20 protein-coding genes and 1 riboswitch are annotated in these 17,900 nt (G+C 46.0%); of the genes, 19 read left to right on the forward strand and 1 reads right to left on the reverse strand.

The features are described from left to right. Nucleotides 1-278 precede the first annotated feature (278 nt). The 19 genes from KOL94_RS20250 (at nucleotide 279) to KOL94_RS20340 (ending at nucleotide 16,837) form a co-directional block, all read left to right on the forward strand. A complete protein-coding gene (locus KOL94_RS20250; protein ID WP_221568480.1) occupies nucleotides 279-1,064 on the forward strand; it encodes a C40 family peptidase in 786 nt (261 codons plus the stop codon). A gap of 650 nt (nucleotides 1,065-1,714) precedes the next feature. Further along, nucleotides 1,715-2,068, forward strand: coding sequence for a lmo0954 family membrane protein (locus tag KOL94_RS20255; RefSeq protein WP_221568481.1), 354 nt, complete (start codon nucleotides 1,715-1,717; stop codon nucleotides 2,066-2,068). Nucleotides 2,069-2,089: 21 nt separating this feature from the next. Next, entirely contained in the window at nucleotides 2,090-2,737 is a 648-nt protein-coding gene (locus KOL94_RS20260; protein WP_221568482.1) for a PspA/IM30 family protein, read from the forward strand. Between the two features lie 586 nt (nucleotides 2,738-3,323). After that, nucleotides 3,324-4,052: a cell wall-active antibiotics response protein LiaF gene (gene liaF, locus KOL94_RS20265; RefSeq protein WP_221568483.1), complete on the forward strand. Its 729-nt coding sequence runs from the start codon at nucleotides 3,324-3,326 to the stop codon at nucleotides 4,050-4,052. Further along, a complete protein-coding gene (locus KOL94_RS20270) occupies nucleotides 4,049-5,089 on the forward strand; it encodes a sensor histidine kinase (RefSeq protein WP_221568484.1) in 1,041 nt (346 codons plus the stop codon). The genes liaF and KOL94_RS20270 overlap by 4 nt, the downstream gene beginning before the upstream one ends. Further along, on the forward strand, nucleotides 5,082-5,714 hold the full coding sequence (locus KOL94_RS20275) for a response regulator transcription factor (protein ID WP_221568485.1): 633 nt from the start codon (nucleotides 5,082-5,084) through the stop codon (nucleotides 5,712-5,714). Before KOL94_RS20270 ends, KOL94_RS20275 begins: the two co-directional genes overlap by 8 nt. 282 nt (nucleotides 5,715-5,996) lie before the next feature. Further along, nucleotides 5,997-6,106: riboswitch (TPP riboswitch) on the forward strand. A 117-nt stretch (nucleotides 6,107-6,223) separates the two neighbouring features. Then, nucleotides 6,224-6,928 carry a thiaminase II gene (gene tenA / locus KOL94_RS20280; RefSeq protein WP_221568486.1) on the forward strand — a complete coding sequence of 235 codons (705 nt, stop codon included), beginning with the start codon at nucleotides 6,224-6,226 and terminating at the stop codon, nucleotides 6,926-6,928. Beyond that, the gene (locus KOL94_RS20285; protein ID WP_221568487.1) at nucleotides 6,925-7,506 is read left to right on the forward strand and encodes an ECF transporter S component; all 582 of its coding nucleotides are present in this window, start codon (nucleotides 6,925-6,927) and stop codon (nucleotides 7,504-7,506) included. The genes tenA and KOL94_RS20285 overlap by 4 nt, the downstream gene beginning before the upstream one ends. 7 nt (nucleotides 7,507-7,513) lie before the next feature. Continuing rightward, a complete protein-coding gene (locus KOL94_RS20290) occupies nucleotides 7,514-8,959 on the forward strand; it encodes an ABC transporter ATP-binding protein (protein WP_483298095.1) in 1,446 nt (481 codons plus the stop codon). A gap of 5 nt (nucleotides 8,960-8,964) precedes the next feature. Then, nucleotides 8,965-9,762, forward strand: a complete 798-nt coding sequence (locus KOL94_RS20295; RefSeq protein ID WP_221568489.1) for an energy-coupling factor transporter transmembrane component T family protein — start codon at nucleotides 8,965-8,967, stop codon at nucleotides 9,760-9,762. 24 nt (nucleotides 9,763-9,786) lie between these two features. After that, nucleotides 9,787-10,416, forward strand: a complete 630-nt coding sequence (gene tenI / locus KOL94_RS20300; protein WP_221568490.1) for a thiazole tautomerase TenI — start codon at nucleotides 9,787-9,789, stop codon at nucleotides 10,414-10,416. Next, nucleotides 10,400-11,524: a glycine oxidase ThiO gene (gene thiO, locus KOL94_RS20305; protein WP_221568491.1), complete on the forward strand. Its 1,125-nt coding sequence runs from the start codon at nucleotides 10,400-10,402 to the stop codon at nucleotides 11,522-11,524. Before tenI ends, thiO begins: the two co-directional genes overlap by 17 nt. A gap of 15 nt (nucleotides 11,525-11,539) precedes the next feature. Beyond that, nucleotides 11,540-11,743 (forward strand): sulfur carrier protein ThiS, encoded by a 204-nt coding sequence (gene thiS, locus KOL94_RS20310; protein ID WP_221568492.1) that lies wholly within the window; start codon nucleotides 11,540-11,542, stop codon nucleotides 11,741-11,743. Between the two features lies 1 nt (nucleotide 11,744). Beyond that, nucleotides 11,745-12,512 (forward strand): thiazole synthase, encoded by a 768-nt coding sequence (locus tag KOL94_RS20315; RefSeq protein ID WP_221568493.1) that lies wholly within the window; start codon nucleotides 11,745-11,747, stop codon nucleotides 12,510-12,512. Then, the gene (locus KOL94_RS20320) at nucleotides 12,509-13,528 is read left to right on the forward strand and encodes a thiazole biosynthesis adenylyltransferase ThiF (protein WP_221568494.1); all 1,020 of its coding nucleotides are present in this window, start codon (nucleotides 12,509-12,511) and stop codon (nucleotides 13,526-13,528) included. The genes KOL94_RS20315 and KOL94_RS20320 overlap by 4 nt, the downstream gene beginning before the upstream one ends. A gap of 16 nt (nucleotides 13,529-13,544) precedes the next feature. Beyond that, nucleotides 13,545-14,354: a bifunctional hydroxymethylpyrimidine kinase/phosphomethylpyrimidine kinase gene (gene thiD / locus KOL94_RS20325; RefSeq protein WP_221568495.1), complete on the forward strand. Its 810-nt coding sequence runs from the start codon at nucleotides 13,545-13,547 to the stop codon at nucleotides 14,352-14,354. Continuing rightward, entirely contained in the window at nucleotides 14,351-14,983 is a 633-nt protein-coding gene (gene thiE / locus KOL94_RS20330) for a thiamine phosphate synthase (RefSeq protein WP_221568496.1), read from the forward strand. Before thiD ends, thiE begins: the two co-directional genes overlap by 4 nt. Nucleotides 14,984-15,228: 245 nt before the next feature. Further along, the gene (locus tag KOL94_RS20335; protein ID WP_221568497.1) at nucleotides 15,229-15,897 is read left to right on the forward strand and encodes a hypothetical protein; all 669 of its coding nucleotides are present in this window, start codon (nucleotides 15,229-15,231) and stop codon (nucleotides 15,895-15,897) included. 217 nt (nucleotides 15,898-16,114) lie between these two features. Then, nucleotides 16,115-16,837, forward strand: a complete 723-nt coding sequence (locus KOL94_RS20340) for a DUF421 domain-containing protein (protein ID WP_221568498.1) — start codon at nucleotides 16,115-16,117, stop codon at nucleotides 16,835-16,837. A 50-nt stretch (nucleotides 16,838-16,887) separates the two neighbouring features. Here KOL94_RS20340 and rarD read toward each other — a convergent pair whose 3' ends face one another. Continuing rightward, nucleotides 16,888-17,829 (reverse strand): EamA family transporter RarD, encoded by a 942-nt coding sequence (gene rarD / locus KOL94_RS20345; RefSeq protein ID WP_221568499.1) that lies wholly within the window; start codon nucleotides 17,827-17,829, stop codon nucleotides 16,888-16,890. Nucleotides 17,830-17,900: the final 71 nt, after the last annotated feature.

The following is a 17,900-nucleotide window of genomic DNA, read 5'->3' on the forward strand; positions in this document are numbered from 1 at the left end:
AAAAACGTGCATTTAAAGGAATATTTTAACGCTCATCAAGCCCTTTTGATGGGTGTTTTTTTGTGATTCTAATTGGAGTTGGATTTTGCGGAAACCTGAGGTGGAAGGGGATTTCATAGTTCATTTATTTCGTGTAAACAGTTTCTTATACCACCTTAATGTTAATGCAACCTCATTACAGGGTTCGTTTGATAGACTAGGAATTGGTTTGAAAGACTCGTGTTTTTCAAACCGGTAGGGGCGCGCTACTAAACTAGAGTTCATTAAGGAGGAATTTAATGTTTACATCAAGATCGTCTGCAAGAAAGTATGTCATTTCATCAACTTTGGTTGCCTCGCTGGCAGTCTCACCACTTTTAAGTGACGGTGTATTCGCGAATGCTGATTCCAAACCTGTTGAAGAAAGTGTTTCTAGCAATGAAGAAAACGTATCGGTCTTAGATAGAGGAGATCGCGGGGAAAATGTAGAGACGTTACAAACGGAATTGGACTCACTCGGATATTACTCGTATAACCTGGATGGCATTTTCGGACCTATAACAGAGCAAGCAGTAAAGGATTTTCAAGCTGAACAAGGTCTTACTGTAGATGGTTTAGCAGGCACGGAAACGCTGGAGGCATTATCATCAACATCCGGAACATCAGAAAATTCCGTTGAACTTGAAACGAGTTCCGATGATTCTGCTTCTGATGAACAAGCTTCAGAATCTGATGTTGTTTCAATCGCAGAAAGTCTAATTGGGACACCATATGTTTGGGGAGGGACGACACCAGACGGTTTTGATAGCAGCGGCTTCATCCAGTATGTCTTTGGAGAAGTTGGCGTTGATTTAGAAAGAAAAGAAAGCGACATGTGGAAATATGATGGAGAACAAGTAGATTCACCAGAAGTCGGGGATGTTGTCTTCTTCGAAGGAACTTATGATACAGAAGGAGCTTCGCACAGCGGAATCTATATTGGCGACAATAAGATGATCCATGCCGGATCTGACGGTGTAGAAGTGACTGACCTGACTATCGATTATTGGCAAGACCATTATTTGGGAGTTAAATCTTTTAAATAGAGAATACTTAGAGCCAGGGCATGATGCCCTGGCTTTTACTTTGGGAAAAGGCTCTGTTTATTATTGTCCAAATTCACTCCCTTTCCGCGGGCAGACGAAATGCGGAAGCGACCCGATAAGTCACGTAGGTCACTGGAAAACTGACGAAGAGGCTTTCGCCGTCGCAGGAAGATTGAAGTGATCCAAGTGACTGGTCGCTGAGCTAGACATCACTTTTCTGCATTAACCCACTTCCGCAAGCCTCCTCGCTCACTAGCCCAAAATGTGCCAGCTTCGACGTTCACCACATGTGGTTGTTCGTCGAAGGTCCTAAATTCGCTGCGGGATCTCGTCTGGCTCGCTGTTCCCGCAGGAGTCTCGTGAATTTCGTTTGAAATCAACAAGTCGATTTAACAGCTCATTGTAAAAAATCACGCCGTTTTTGTGAGAAACATGCGGGTATTCATATTAATTACGCCGAACAGTAAGATAGTACCATCACCTTAAAACGGAAGCTTATCGACTAATTTCGGTAAGCTTTTTTCAGTGAAAAATGAATTTCCGATAGTTAACTACGTCCCAAGTCTTAGTAAAAGTTAAAGCTCAGGCTCCTTATAGAAAAACCGGATTCTAGATACGATAGAGACAAGAAAAGAAGGAGGGAAAAAACGATGAAAAAACTAGGACTATTCATTCTAGGAGCAATTGCGGCGATCGTCCTTATTGCAAATCTCGGGCCAATGATTGGGCTCGCACTCAGTCTCGTCATCGGATATTACGCGGTGAAACAATTTACGAAGACTGATGAGTCATCTAAGAAAATCTTCTGGGCAGCGGTCGGGATCATCGCACTTTGCATCGCAGTCGCAAACGTGCCTGCAATCTTAGGAGTTGTTGCCCTGTACATCTTATATGTTGTGTACAAGGAATGGAATAAGAAAGACGACGTCACTGAAAAAATTGAAAAAGAAGACGATCCGTTCACGAACTTTGAGCGTGAATGGGCAGAATTTAATCAAAACTAATTAAAAGGAGCGAATTGAACGATGGCTAAACTTTTTAGAAGATTGAAAGAGACGATTGAAGCGGATTTTCACGATATACTGGATGAAAAAGAACGCAAGAACCCGATCAGTGTACTCAATCAGTATCTGCGGGAATGCGAAAAGGAAGTTGAGAAGGTACGAAAGCTAGTTGAACGGCAATACTTGTTGAGTGAGGAGTTCACTCGCGAATATGAGAAAGCGGCTGAACTAGCTGAAAAACGGAAGCATCAAGCGGAGATCGCTTTGAAGGCAAATGAAGAAGAGCTTCATAATTTCGCGGCTCAAGAACAAGCCCAATACAGTGAGCGGGCTGAGCGTCTCAAGGCTTCGAAAGAGAACGCGGTGAAACAGCTTGAAGAACTTGAGCAGAAATACGAAGTGATGCAGCACAAGCTGAAGGACATGTACATCAAGCGTATGGAGTTGATGGGACGCGAAAACATCACGCGAGCACATCACCGTATGGATAAGGTCGTCTCATCCAACGAATTCTCAAGCAAATCCTTCTCCCGTTTCGGTGAAATCGAGCAATACCTCGATCGTTTGGAACATCAGGTGAACTCAAGTTATCACCGTCACACGATCGATGCACGAATCGCACAATTGGAAAAAGAAATGCAAAAAGAGGAAAAGCATTCTACCGTTTAAGCAAAAAATGGTATGCTATAAGGGATAAGGTGGAAAGGCGTGGGAACCCTGCGCCTTTTTCTATCCGAATGATAAACGGCGTATTTCCGACGCACAGGACGTGCTAGTACTGCCGTTGTCATAGGACGTGATGTTTTTAGCCGGTTTCATTTTCTGTTCCTCAAAACCATCGTGCCTTGAACTACTTGTTTCTTATTCGTCTATTTTACAAAGGAAGTTCAAAATTCCGGGATTCTATGCCTGGAAATTATCCTAATGCTTTCTTTAGAAGTGCTACCAAAAAGAAACAATTTGGGAATAATACGCAGTAATAAATAATTGAAAACTTTTCGAATGAAAAGTTCACATCATGAAAATAAAATTGACAGCTTGCCTAAAGCGGCCGAACAGGGCTGACAAAGAGATCCGAAGCTTATCCCTCAAAGTATATTGACAGTGTAGAAGCAAGGAGGTCGCGGAAGCGAAGTTCGGGAGGAACGGAGCGTAGTTCGTCCTACGTGAGTACCGACGAACAAGACTGACAAAGAGATCCGCCGCTTATCCACTGTCAACAGGCTGTCAAAACAGAAAGGGGCCCAAAACATAAATGAAAACAAAAACAGATAAAATGAGCTGGTTATTGTTAATCGGGGTCATTCTTTTATTGTTGGAAATCTCTTTTCATGGCATGGGTCCCATTTTCTTTTTAATCCTTACTGCTGGTTGTATTTATGTCGGGCGGAAAAAATACTATATGACGATCGGGAAGTTGTTGTTCTGGTTCGGGGTCATAGCCTTTACTCTGACGATCCTGAATACGATGGCCTTCAAATTTCTTCTTGTAGCAATCTTGATCTATGCTGTCATCCGCTTTGCCCAGTCGAAACAGGATCCAGCGCATATCAAGCCTGATATCACCGAGTCGATGACTGTCTCGAGTGATCAGGAAATGTATAAACGCAAGAATTTATTAGAAAACAACCTGTTCGGAAGACAGCAAACGCCAGAACATGCATATGAGTGGAACGATGTGAATATTCAGTGCGGAATCGGCGATACGGTGATTGACCTTGGGAATACTGTTCTGCCTAAGGGCGAATCGACAATCGTCATTCGAAATCTTGTCGGGAATATCAAAATACTTGTCCCATATGAAATTGATGTCAGTGTTGCTCATTCTGTGATCGTCGGAACAAGCCGTATATTTGAGCACTATGAACCGAAAATGTTCAACCAATGTCTGTCTTATCAATCTGCAGGGTATGATCAATCACATCATAAGGTGAAAATCATCACGTCAATGGTCATCGGAGATCTTGAGGTGAAGCGGACATGAACATCATCCAACGTCAAGTCCTGCTTGGCTTAGCGATCTCTTTGACACTGCTCACTTTCATGGTCGGTGTGTTTTTCTTCGCATTTCCCTTGAATGATTGGTCACTTTTGTGGTCCCGTAAAATAGTGGATTTACCGTTCATCTTGTTCGCGACCTTTGCGAGCATTTTAATCGGACTCGTTTTCGGTTTCAGTTCAGGGGTGTACTGGCGGAAGCAGCTGGACCAAGTTGAAACAGGGCTTTCCCAAATCGGACAAGGACGACCAGTTGAAGCGGCGAATGGCAAAACGAAAACGCAAGAATTCGAAGGAATATGGTTACATCTGGAAAAAGTGCAGCAACATATCTCAGAGCAGACAAAGCTTTCGCAAAAGCTTGCCAATGAAAAAGCGGAGAATCAGGAGAAGCGGATCCAGAAGGTTGTTTCAGAAGAGCGAAACCGACTTGCTCGGGAGCTGCATGATTCCGTCAGCCAGCAGCTTTTTGCGGCATCGATGCTGATGTCCGCTGTAAATGAATCGACGGATACCGGAGAACGCAAGCAGTTGAAGCTCGTCGAAGAAATGATCCATCAATCGCAGCTTGAAATGAGAGCGCTTCTTTTACACTTACGACCGGTGGCATTGAAAGGCAAAACGCTTGAAGAAGGAATAAAGGAATTGCTTGTAGAGCTATCACAGAAAGTACCGCTTGAAATCGATTGGAAGCTTGAACCGATTCCATTGAAAAAAGGGGTGGAGGACCACTTGTTCCGGATTTTACAGGAATCGGTCTCGAACACATTACGTCACGCAAAGGCGAACGTTCTTGAAGTCATTTGCATAGAACGGGAAGGTACTGTTTTGATGCGGGTCGTCGACGATGGAGTCGGTTTTGATGTTAAAACGAGCAAAGCGGGCTCTTATGGCCTGCAGAATATGCATGAGCGTGCCCTGGAGCTGGGCGGGACGTTGAAAATCATCAGCGTACCGAACAAAGGGACACGGCTGGAAGTAAGGATACCTGTCATTCGAGAGGGGGAGGAGAAAGATGATTAGAGTATTATTTGCAGATGATCATGAAATGGTGCGGATCGGTGTATCGGCATATCTGTCGAATCAGCGGGATATCGAAGTCGTTGGTGAAGCAGGGGATGGCGGCGAAGCGGTCGAACTTGCCCTGGAGCTGCGTCCGGATGTGATTTTGATGGACCTTGTCATGAAAGAGATGGATGGGATCGAAGCAACGAAACAGATCATCGCCAAATGGCCGGAAGCGAAAATCATCATCGTGACGAGTTTTCTGGATGATGAGAAGGTGTATCCTGCGTTAGAGAGCGGTGCGACAAGTTATATGCTGAAAACCTCGAAGGCGAGTACGATTGCAGATGCGGTCCGGGCTACCTATCGTGGAGAGATGGTCTTGGAGCCTGAAGTGACCGGAAAAATGATGACGAAAATGCGGCGCGGCAATGCCCGGCCTCTTCATGAAGATTTGACGAACCGTGAGCTTGAAATTTTGATGCTGATGACAGAAGGAAAGACGAACCAGGAGATCGCTGATGAACTTGTGATCGCCTTGAAAACCGTGAAAACCCACGTCAGCAACATCCTTGACAAGCTCGAAGTCCAGGACCGTACACAAGCCGTCATCTATGCATTTAAAAATTCGCTCGTGAAATGAAATGGATCTGCTCGTTTTGAGGGCGGGTCTTACTTGTGTAAAAAGTAAACTTTGGCGGATTAATGCTCGAACCTGCCGTAATATACCCCAAACCCGCCGGATTATCACCCGAATCGGCCGGATTAATCATCACGCCCATCACACTACTAGAATAGACCCAATCACCCTCCTTAAAATAGCTAAAAAAATCGTTCCCGAGCGATTTTACCGATTGAGAGTCTAACAAATCATTTGACTTTTCAGCTATACGTGTTACGATTACATCGAAAATAACTATATAAGACGATCCACTAGGGGGGCCTTCTCGTAAAGGCTGAGATTAAAGTGTAGCTTTAAGACCCTTGGAACCTGATCTGGTTGATACCAGCGTAGGGAAGTGGTGGTTAGGGTTACATAACGACTATGGGCCGATTCGACCAATCAACCAACCACTTTCTTTGTACAAAGAAAGTGGTTTTTTAGTTGTAAATGGGAGAATCGTGGGTCGTCTGGAAAAGGAGAGGAAAAACATGTCTTTTTCAAAGTACGTAAGGGAAGCAGCAGATCCAATCTGGGAGGCGAGCTTCAACCATCCTTTTGTGACAAGGATTGGTGATGGCACACTCCCTCTCGAGAACTTTCGGTATTACGTGCTGCAGGATGCCTACTATCTGTCCCATTTTGCAAGGGTTCAATCGTTAGGTGCAGCGAAGTCACCGAATATCGAAACGACAGCAAGCATGGCATCCCATGCTAAAGGCACCTACGAAGCAGAACTGGGCTTACATGAGAATTTTTCGAAACAACTCGGTATTACAGATGAGGAACGTTTTACCTTCCAGCCGGCACCGACAGCGTATGCGTACACATCCCATATGTATCGTGCCGCCCAATTCGGCCATCTTGGTGATATCATCGCAGCAATTTTACCGTGTTACTGGTTATATTATGAAATCGGCGAACGCTTACAAGGATTCCAGCCTGAAGAACCGATCTATCAGGAGTGGATTGCGGCATATGGTGGGGAATGGTTCCGCGAGCTTGTAGAGGAACAGATCAACAGACTTGACCAGATTGCTGAAAACGTTACGGAACAGGACCGCGAGAGGATGAAGGAGCATTTCATCATCAGCAGCCAGTATGAATATGGGTTCTGGGAAATGGCGTACACATTGCAAAAGTGGCCGTTCGATCTCCAAACCAAAGCCACAACAGGAAAGGATGCGACATCATGAACAAAGGTCTGAAGCTGACAGATATCCTCGTCACAATTGTCATCGCCATTGGTTTCGGAATTGTTTATAAGCTGTGGGGCCCGCTCTATTATTTCGTAAAACCATTCGGCCTCCACCTCGATCAGTTGATCTACGGAATGTGGTTCATGGCTGCGACAGTCGCCTATCTCATCATCCGTAAAGCAGGTGTCGCATTTCTTGCAGAAGTCGCTGCCGCTTCCGGTGAGTTCTTAGTCGGATCAGAATGGGGCTTGGAAGTGCTCTTGTTCGGTGTTGTCCAAGGGTTGTTCGCGGAACTCGTATTCATGGCGTTCCGTTACAAACGTTTTGACATTGCCGTTGTAAGTCTCGCGGCAGTCGGTTCAGCGGTCGGATCGATCATCATGGATTATTATAAAGGCTATATCGGGGATCTAGCATTGTGGAATCTCAGCCTGTTCCTCGGTTTCCGAATCATCGGATCGATTCTGATTGCCGGTGTTGCCGCGTATTATCTTGTAAAAGCTTTGGAGAAAACAGGTGTCACGAACCTTGTGCGACCGGCTTCCCAACAAGATTACGATGCACTCGATCAGTAAAGGGGGGGTGAGTCGGATGTTCGAACTTGAAAACCTTAGACTGAAGTTTCCGGGTGACGAACGATTGCTTTTCAAGGACTTATCGGTTCAGTTTGAAAAAGGTGAAAAAGTGCTGTTGCTCGGACCGTCAGGATGTGGGAAATCGACTCTGCTTCAAGTTTTGTCAGGGCTCATCCCGCAATCGGTCGAAGTCCCGATGAAAGTGGAAAAGATCCAACTTCCTGAATCCTGGGGCTATGTGTTTCAGGATCCGGACTCGCAATTTTGCATGCCTTACGTTGATGAGGAACTCGCTTTCGTATTGGAAAACCTGCAGATACCGCGAGAAGAGATGCCTGAAAGAATCACCTCCCTTTTAAAAGCGGTAGGGTTGGACTTGGCAGACCCCCATATACCTATACAAACACTGTCAGGCGGGATGAAGCAGCGGCTGGCAATTGCATCTGTCCTTGCGCTCGAGCCAGAGGTGCTGTTTCTTGATGAACCGACAGCATTACTCGATCCGCGAGGGACAGAAGAAATCTGGGAGACGGTCAAAAGGATCAGCGACGGTAAAACTCTTATCATCGTGGAACACAAGCTCGATCATGTTTTGGACCTGGTTGATCGGATCATCCTGTTCAATGACCATGGCGAGATCATAGCAGATGGCCACAAGGATCGAGTGTTGAAAAACTACCGGAAAACGATGCAAGAGCAAGGTATCTGGTATCCAGGAGTCTGGCAGGACTACCTGCGGAACCGGACAGCGAAAAGGACACTGGGACCAGCACAGGAAATCGTAATCGAACTTAACAATTTTTCTGGTTATCGGAAAAAGAAACCCCTAATCTCAGTTGAAGAGGCGGCGATCCGGACCGGCGAGTGGATTACGATTGTCGGTGAAAACGGAGCTGGCAAGTCGACGCTGTTGCATGCGCTCATGCAGTTCATCAAGACGACAGGGCATTATGAAATCCATGGCGAGGCGATCAAAAACGGAAAACGGATAACAGATCATTTGACCTTCGTTTTTCAAAATCCGGAATTCCAGTTCGTCACTAATTCGGTGTATGAAGAAATCGCTTATGGATTGCAGCTGGAAAGGCTGGAGGAGCCGGCTATTCAAGAAAGAGTGCTGGAGGTGCTTGAGCGGTTCCGGCTCAGCGATTATCAATATCACCACCCGTATCATCTGTCGATGGGACAGAAACGTAGGCTGAGTGTCGCGGCGTCGATTGTTCAGGGCCAGCCGGTTTTACTTTTGGATGAACCGACATTCGGTCAGGATTCGAAAAACACTTTCGCGTTGTTGGAAATGCTTGAAGCTTTTCAGCATGCTGGCGTCACGATCCTCATGGTGACGCACGACCGCCATATCGTCGAGCATTTCGCGACCCGGGTCTGGACGATTGAAAACGGTTTATTGGTAAGTAACGAACAAATCCAGGTAAAAGAGCCTGTACATGCATAGGAGGGATGGCGATGGATTTCGGCTTTAAGGAAACCTGGCTTCATAAGATCAATCCGACGTTGAAGCTGTTTACAATGATTGTCCTTTTCATCTTCGTCCTTTTTGTACACCAGATCAATTGGCTGATCAATTTGACACTCGGGGCGTTCATCCTGTTCTGGTTCTTTTCCGGTCACCCTAAAAAGCGGCTCAGCCTTCTGATGATACCTTTCGTAATTATCTTCATTTCAACCGCCTCTTCGATGATCCTTTTCGGAAAAGGGGAGACGACCTGGCTGAAATGGGGATTGATCCATGTGACCGAAGAGAGCTTTTACCGGGGGCTTCATCTCGGCTTCAGGGCAATGATTTTCGCTTTGTTGGGGTTGACTTTTGCGCTTACGACACGACCCGTCAACTTGTTCTATTCCTTAATGCAACAGGTGAAATTGAACCCGAAATATGCATATAGCTTCATGGCTGGGCTCCGCCTGATCCCGATCATGATCGAAGAATTTCTGACGATCCGTAATGCGATGAAAGTCAGGGGAGTCGAACAGCAACGGGGTATTCGAGCGCTTTATTTTAAAATCAAATCCTACTCGATTCCACTGTTGTCCCAGAGCATCAGGAGAGCTCACCGGATTGCTGTCGCAATGGAAGCGAAGCGTTTTACCGGAATGGGAAAGCGGACCTATTACTACAAGCTCGGGTTTTCGTTCAACGACGGCGTCTTCATTATGTACCTGGGTGCTCTGATTCTAGGGAGCTATTATCTGTCTACAATCTGGCCGTTCTTCCCGGTCGGGGACGTCCGTTACTAGATTTAAAGAAAGGTGGGGAGGCTCTTGAAAAAAGAGTTGCACGTCCTATCAACCGGCAGTCAACCAATCGGGACCATTTCAGAGATTGCGGGTACCATCCATGCTCATATCGATTTCATCCATATCCGTGAGAAATCATGGACAGCAAAGGAGTATGTAAAAGCAATCGAGCAGATGATCCAAAACGGCGTTCCGCTGGAAAAGATCATCGTGAATGATCGGGTTGATGTCGCGGTGGTGATGAAAGCAGGAGGTGTCCAGCTGGCGCAACATAGTTTAGAAGTTGAAAGAGTAAGAGAGTCGTTCCCACTATTGAAAATCGGATGTTCAGTCCATTCCGGCAAGGAAGCGGTCAAAGCTCAGGAAGCTGGGGCGGATTACGTCATCTACGGGCATATCTTTGAAACAGACTCAAAGCCTGGTCTCGAGCCAAGGGGATTGAAACAGTTAGAGGTACTGAAAAAGGAAGTGAACCTGCCCGTCATAGCGATCGGCGGGATCAAGCCTGGGAACATGGCTGAAGTGCTTGAAACTGGTGCTGCCGGCATCGCTGTCATGTCAGGTGTTTTTAAAGCAGAAGATCCGCTTGGAGCTGTAAAAATGTACAGGGAAAAAATGCGTGTAAAGGAGGAGGAAAATGCAACCTCATTATGATGTGATTGTCGTGGGAGCTGGTGTCATCGGTTGCTCGATCGCGTACCATCTTGCGAAAGGCGGGAAATCGGTGCTCGTTTTGGAGAAGGGATCGATTGCAGGGAAAGCATCGAAGGCTGCAGCTGGCATGCTCGGTGCCCAGACGGAGCTTGAAGAGGACAGTCCATTATTCCAGCTCGCGAAAGGAAGCCGAGCGATGTTCCCAGAGCTCGCTGCCGACCTAAAAAACCTCACAGGCATCGATATCGGATATGAGCAAAACGGAATCTACAAGGTTGCCAGGACTGAGGCGCAAGCGGAACGATTCAAGTCGCTTGTCCAAGCACAGCAGCTGTTAGGAGAAGAATCGCATTGGATTTCAGCTGACGAGCTGCAAACGAGAGAACCCGCTTTGATAAAAGAAGTATACGGCGCGATGTTCATCCCGAACGACGGGCAAGTTTCGGCTCCGGAAATGACGAAGGCACTTGCGCAAGCTGCGGTCACACTTGGCGCTACCATCAAGGAATATACCGAGGTGCATCGATTTGTAAAAGAGGATGGCGAACTCAAAGGTGTCGAGACGAGTGCAGGACTTTTCAGTGCAGATGATGTAGTTGTAGCAGGCGGGGCCTGGAGCGAGCAGCTGTTGAAGGAGATGGGTGTGGAGCTTGAAACCTTTCCCGTCAAAGGGGAATGCTTTTCAGTTAAAACTTGTAATCGTCTGATCACAGGGACTGTATTTTCAGATGATTGCTACATCGTACCGAAAGCCGGCGGACGCTTGATCATTGGTGCGACCGAGAGACCAGGTTCCTTCGAAGAAACGGTGACAGTGGAAGGGATAGCTCGATTGATGGAAGCTGCAACCCGAACCCTTCCTGCATTGCGAGACGCTGTATGGGAAACAGCCTGGGCCGGGATACGTCCGCAAACGAAGGATGCGTTACCTTACCTGGGGGTCCATCCGGAGTTTAAACATTTATTTATGGCTACTGGCCACTATCGAAATGGCATTTTATTGGCGCCAATCACAGGAACACTTATGGCAGATTTAATTGACGGAAAAGAAATTGAGCCATCCTGGCGTTCAGCTTTTCACGTGAACCGGTCAGTCCTTAAGGCGTAAGGGGAGTTGAGATAGATGCAATTAAAGATCAATGGTGAGATGGTCACGGTACCGGACAGTGTTCAGCACATTTCGGATCTCGTTGAACATTTCAAGTTGGAAAAACGCGTGTTGATGATCGAACACAACGAGTCGATCCTTGAGAAAGACCACCATCCGCAAACCGAACTGAAGGATGGAGACAAAATCGAGATTGTACAATTCGTAGGAGGCGGTTGATATGTTGAAAATCGGGAACTATTCATTCCAATCAAGGCTGTTGCTGGGGACGGGAAAATACCCGAACTTTGATGTGCAAAAACAAGCGGTGGAAGTGTCTGAGGCAGAAATCCTGACGTTCACGGTGCGCCGGATGAACATCTTCGAGCCGAGCCAGCCCAATTTTTTAGAAAAACTCGATCTGGAAAAGTATACATTGCTTCCGAACACAGCTGGTGCGAAAACGGCTGAAGAGGCAGTGCGCCATGCGAAGCTTGCAAAAGCATCAGGGCTTTGTGACATGGTCAAGGTCGAAGTAATCGGCTGTGATAAGACGTTGCTCCCCGATCCAGTAGAGACGTTGAAGGCGACAGAAGAGTTGCTGAAGGAAGGTTTTACGGTGCTGCCTTACACATCAGATGATGTCGTTCTGGCGAGAAAACTTGAAGAGCTTGGTGCGCATGCAATCATGCCGGGTGCCTCTCCGATCGGATCAGGTCAGGGAATCATCAATCCGTTGAACTTGAGCTTCATCATCGAGCAATCGAACGTTCCTGTGATCGTAGACGCTGGAATCGGTTCCCCAGCTGATGCGGCGTATGCGATGGAACTTGGAGCAGATGGTGTGCTTTTGAACACGGCGGTTTCTGCGGCAGAGAATCCCGTGAAAATGGCGGAAGCGATGAAGCTTGCGATTGAGGCTGGACGTCTTGGGTTTGAAGCTGGTCGAATCCCGAAAAAGCGGTATGCGAAAGCGAGCAGTCCTGCGGAAGGAGTAAGCATCGGTTGAGTGACCGTTACTCAAGGCAAACATTGTTCGCGCCGATCGGAGAGGCAGGGCAGCAGAGAATCCGCCAGAAACATGTGTTGATCATCGGTGCAGGGGCACTCGGGACTGGTAATGCTGAAGCCCTAGTCCGTGCGGGCATCGGCAAACTGACGATCGTTGACCGCGATTATGTCGAATGGAGCAATCTACAGCGCCAGCAGCTTTATGGAGAAAAGGATGCCGCAGAACGGTTGCCGAAAGCGATCGCCGCCAAATCTCACCTTGAAATGATCAATTCCGACGTTGAGATCGAGGCTCATATTTTAGACGCGACCCCTCAGGAATTAGAAGTACTCATTACGGGTGTGGACCTCATTTTGGATGCGACAGACAATTTTGACGCACGGCTGATGATCAACGATATTTCGCAAAAATACCGCGTGCCGTGGATTTACGGGGCATGCGTCGGGAGCTATGGAATCAGCTTTACGATTCTTCCTGGGGAGACGCCTTGCTTGAATTGCCTGTTGGAATCAGTGCCGATCGGAGGTTTGACATGTGACACAGCGGGCATCATCAGTCCAGCCGTCCAGATGGTCGTTGCATATCAAACAGCAGAAGCGTTGAAGATTTTAGTGGAAGACTGGTCATCCGTACGACGTAAACTCGTATCGTTTGATGTTTGGACAAACCATCATACGGCAATAAACGTGTTAAAAGCAAAAAAAGAAGGATGCCTCTCCTGTGGCGATGAGCCGACCTATCCACACCTTGCTTTTGAGAATCAGACGAAGACAGCAGTGCTGTGCGGCAGGGATTCTGTACAGATAAGACCACCGAATCGTCAAAAACGTGACCTTACAACGATGAAAGAACTGCTGCAGAACAAAGGTGGGACGGTTGAGGAGAATCCGTACCTCCTTTCATTTATTGTGGATGGTCGCAGAATGGTTTTATTCAAGGATGGCCGGGCGTTGATCCATGGGACGAAGGACATTGCAGAAGCAAAGACACTTTACCATAGATATTTAGGATAGATGGGGATGAATAAAAATGGTTTATAAAACATTAACGATTGCCGGCTCTGACAGTGGCGGCGGGGCTGGGATCCAGGCGGATTTGAAGACATTCCAGGAGCTTGGTGTTTATGGAATGTCCGTCATTACTGCTGTTACCGCGCAAAACACATTAGGTGTCCAGGGAGTTTACCCGATGCCAGTTGAATCCGTCGAAGAACAAATCAATTCGATAGCGGCAGACCTTTCACCTCATGCTTTGAAAACAGGGATGCTTTTTAGTGCGGAGATCATAAAAAAAGTGGGCGAGTTGGTGGAGGCCAATTCCTGGATTCACCTTGTTGTTGATCCGGTCATGGTGGCCAAAGGAGGCTCACGGCTTTTGCAGGAAGAGGCTGTAGAAGCGATGAAGGAACATTTGATTTCGCGTGCATATGTGATGACGCCAAATATCCCAGAGGCGGAGGTTTTGACTGGGCAGGACATTCGCTCTGAAGAAGACCGGAAAGCTGCTGCAAAAGAACTGTATAAGATGGGCGCGATGAATGTCGTCATCAAAGGTGGCCATTCAGAGGATGAAAGCTATGCGGTCGATCTTTTATTCGATGGTCAGGAATTCCATGAGTTCAAGAGTCCGCGGATCAATACAGACCACACGCACGGAACAGGATGTACATTTGCCGCAGCGATTACAGCAGAGCTAGCAAAAGGGCATTCCGTCAAAGATGCCATCCAAACGGCAAAGCAGTTCATTACCGCTGCCATCTATAATGAGCTAAAAATCGGTTCTGGTAAAGGTCCTACGAATCATTGGGCTTACAAGCAACTTGGAGTTGAAGTGAAATGAATTTGAGAGAGTTGCTGAAGCTTTATTTTATAATGGGAAGTCCGAATTGCGATCAAGATCCGCGCGATGTGTTACGTGGAGCGATCGGGGGAGGCGTTACCCTTTTCCAGTTCCGTGAAAAAGGGGATGGCGCCTTGATAGGTGACGCGAAACGTGAATTCGCCATGGAATTGCACGAAATCTGCAGGGAAGAAGGTATCCCGTTCATCGTTAATGATGATGTTGCGTTAGCGCTCGAACTAGGGGCGGACGGCGTGCATGTCGGACAAGAGGATGAATCGATCGAGGTTGTCCGTGAAAAAATCGACTCGAAAATTCTCGGTGTTTCCGCGCATGACGTGGAGGAAGCGAGGGAAGCAGTGGAAAAAGGGGCAGACTATATCGGGGTAGGGCCAATGTTTGCGACTAAAACGAAAGCAGATGCCCGTGAAGTTCGAGGACCTGAAATGATCGAAAGGATACGGGAAGCTGGAATTACACTGCCGATTGTCGGAATTGGGGGCATTCAAGCGTCGAATGCAAGTGAAGTAACGGCAGCTGGTGCGGATGGTGTATCTGTCATTTCGGCGATCAGCCAGGCGGAGGATCCAAAGCGCGCTGCCAGAGATTTCATCGGAATGGTTTTGTAGATAAAATCGGATTTTTGTAGATAATTTTATATTTTTTGCATTTCCCCTGCATTTTTGTAGATAATCGAGCCTCGCCCGTGAACTAGAGACAGAGAGTGCTGATTCATTAGCTTATATAGCTGATTATGATGAAAACTCAACCTATTGTTGAGTTTTTTCTAATTGAAAATCCTTTTTCGGTATCGATTAGGAAAAAAATGCTAAAATAGTAGTGGTTTGATTTTTCATTAGGGCGAGGGATTAAGATGAGATGGATGAGAGGTTTTATTTTAATTGGTTGTATCCTTTTGTTAACAGCTTGTTCGGTTCAACAAGAAAAAGCACCTACACTGAAACCAGCAGAACTAAGTGAAAGCGAACAACAACTGATCCAAGCAGGGGGCTCTGATTATTCTTATGTGTATAATCTTGAAATGAACGATGCAGATGCCGAAATGATTGAGTTGACAGTTGAACATTATGAAAAAGGAAAGAAAGTGGAAGATACAGCTGGATTCGGTTCGTATCTCCCAACAGGAGAAGATATTGATTCCAAAACAAATCGACTCGTTTTTACAGCGGCCAGCTTTGGTGCTGGGGTTGAAAAGAATGGAGAAGCAGAGCAGCAGGATACCCATCAGCGGTTTGTGCTCACTCATTTGAATGGCGGTGGCTCATCTTCAACAAGTCGATTGATTGAGGATGAAGAAGCAAACGTTTTAGCCGGTATGGGAAGGGGCGGGATGATACATCTGGAGTTTGATCAGCCTGTAAAATTAGCTGCACTCTTCAAGCATACTCATTCTGATTTTTCAGTTCCAGGATCACTTTTGGAAGATAACGAAGAAGAATTCTTGGAAAAAATCGCAGACTTTGAACATGTCTATGTTTTTACAATCAAGCTTTTAGATAAAGTCCCTGAAAAATACCAATAAATAAAATGGAGCCGGCCGCCTAAAAAGGAGACCGGCTTTTATCATATGATCATAAGCATGCCCCTTGAAAGGTTGAAGAATAACGACAGGTTGCCCTCTACCTTTGATCTCAAAATGCAAATCCATTTGTAAACAGGGGATGCTGAAACCAATTTTAATAACAACAGAGAGAATGGAGAAAACTAGACAAGTAATTTTCTGTCGAGGTGGTGTATTCATGGATTTCTTCAGCTCTCAAGAATCTCTTACAGCTGTTCAATGGATGTATAGAGCGGTTGTTGGGTTCGTATTTTTTATTGTTTTAGCTAAAATAATGGGACAACGATCCATCTCACAAGTCGGCCTTCTCGATTTTGTCATTGTTTTGGTGATTGGGAATATTATTGCCCATCCATTATCAGATGAAGGATTAGGGTTAAAGGGATCGATGATTACGATGGGCGTCATAGTAGTGCTATACGTAACGGGAATTTTATTAAGTTTACGTTCAATTAAAATAAGAAGATTATTCACACCAGCTCCAATACCTCTTATCGAAAATGGGGAAATCCTTTATAAAAATATGAATAAAGCCAGGATATCGATTGATGATCTTCTATCGCAATTAAGAAAAGAAAAGACGGAAGATATACAGAAAGTTGCTCTTGCGTTGTGGGAACCGGGTGGAGATGTTTCGATTTTTTTAAAGACTGAAAATCAACCTATTACAACTTCGTCTTTTGGAACACCGATCAAACCATTTCAAATGCCTAAAACGATCATAAGAGAGAGGCAGATCGAATACAAAGAATTGAATCAACTCGGAAAAGATGAAGGATGGCTTATGAACAAACTTTCTATTACATATAAAAACATAAAATTGAGCGATATACTATTGGCAACAGTGGACGAGAACGAAAACGTGAATATCTTTCTATACTATGACAGCCAGACGAAGTAGAGAGCAACTAAAAAGCCGACCGCCAAAATAATGGAGACCGGCCTATATCTTTAACCGTGATATGATTTTGCTTTTGTCAGTCGTGGCTCGAACCGGGCTAGCAGTCTCGTGTTCGAGAGGGTGAAAATGCTGAGTGCAATCCAAATGAATACGAAAGCAATCAGATGGACTTGAGAGAATACCTCATTGTATAGGAAAATACCTAAAAACAGCATGATCGTTGGTGCGATATACTGCAGAAAACCGATCATAGATAACGAAATCCGATTTGCGCCCATTGCGAAAAGCAGCAACGGAACAGCTGTGGCAACCCCGGCTCCGATCAAGAGAAGTGTCGTTGTTAGGTCAGCGAATTGAAAAGCACTTGTTCCATTGGCCTCCAGCATACTTACATACAGTAGAGCGACTGGAGTGATGAACAGCGTTTCGATTGTCAGCCCAGTCAAAGCACCGAGAGCGATCAGCTTTTTCAACAATCCATACAACCCGAAACTTAAAGCGAGCGAAATCGCAACCCATGGAACGCTCCCAAAATGAATCGTAAGGATCAGTACACCGACTGCTGCTAAAATGAACGAAATGATCTGCCAGAAGGAAAGCCGTTCTTTTAAAACAAGCACGCCCAATAGTACGCTTACGAGTGGGTTGATGTAATAGCCGAGACTCGCTTCCACGACATGATTGTTGTTCACTGCCCAAATATATGTGTACCAGTTGAGCGTGATGAAGACAGCCGCGAAGATCAATCCTAATAACTTTTTTCGATTTGCGAAGAGTTCCTTCAATTCATGCGTGAACTTTTTCAACCTTCTTAAAATGCCCAGGACGATCAGCATGAAGACGAATGACCAGATCATCCGATGAGCTAAAATCTCTTCTGACGGGACATGGTTGATGAGCTTCCAATACAGCGGCAAAAACCCCCATAATATATACGCTCCGGCACCGGCAGAAACGCCGGCAACTTGCTCTTTCTTTTGATTTTCGTTCATATGCAGGACCTCGATTCAAGATGGTAATTACTTTTAGTAAGAACAGTTTAGTATCATTTCGAGAGAAAGAC

The sequence above is a fragment of the Alkalihalobacillus sp. TS-13 genome, assembly GCF_019720915.1.
Taxonomy (GTDB): Bacteria; Bacillota; Bacilli; order Bacillales; family Fictibacillaceae; genus Pseudalkalibacillus.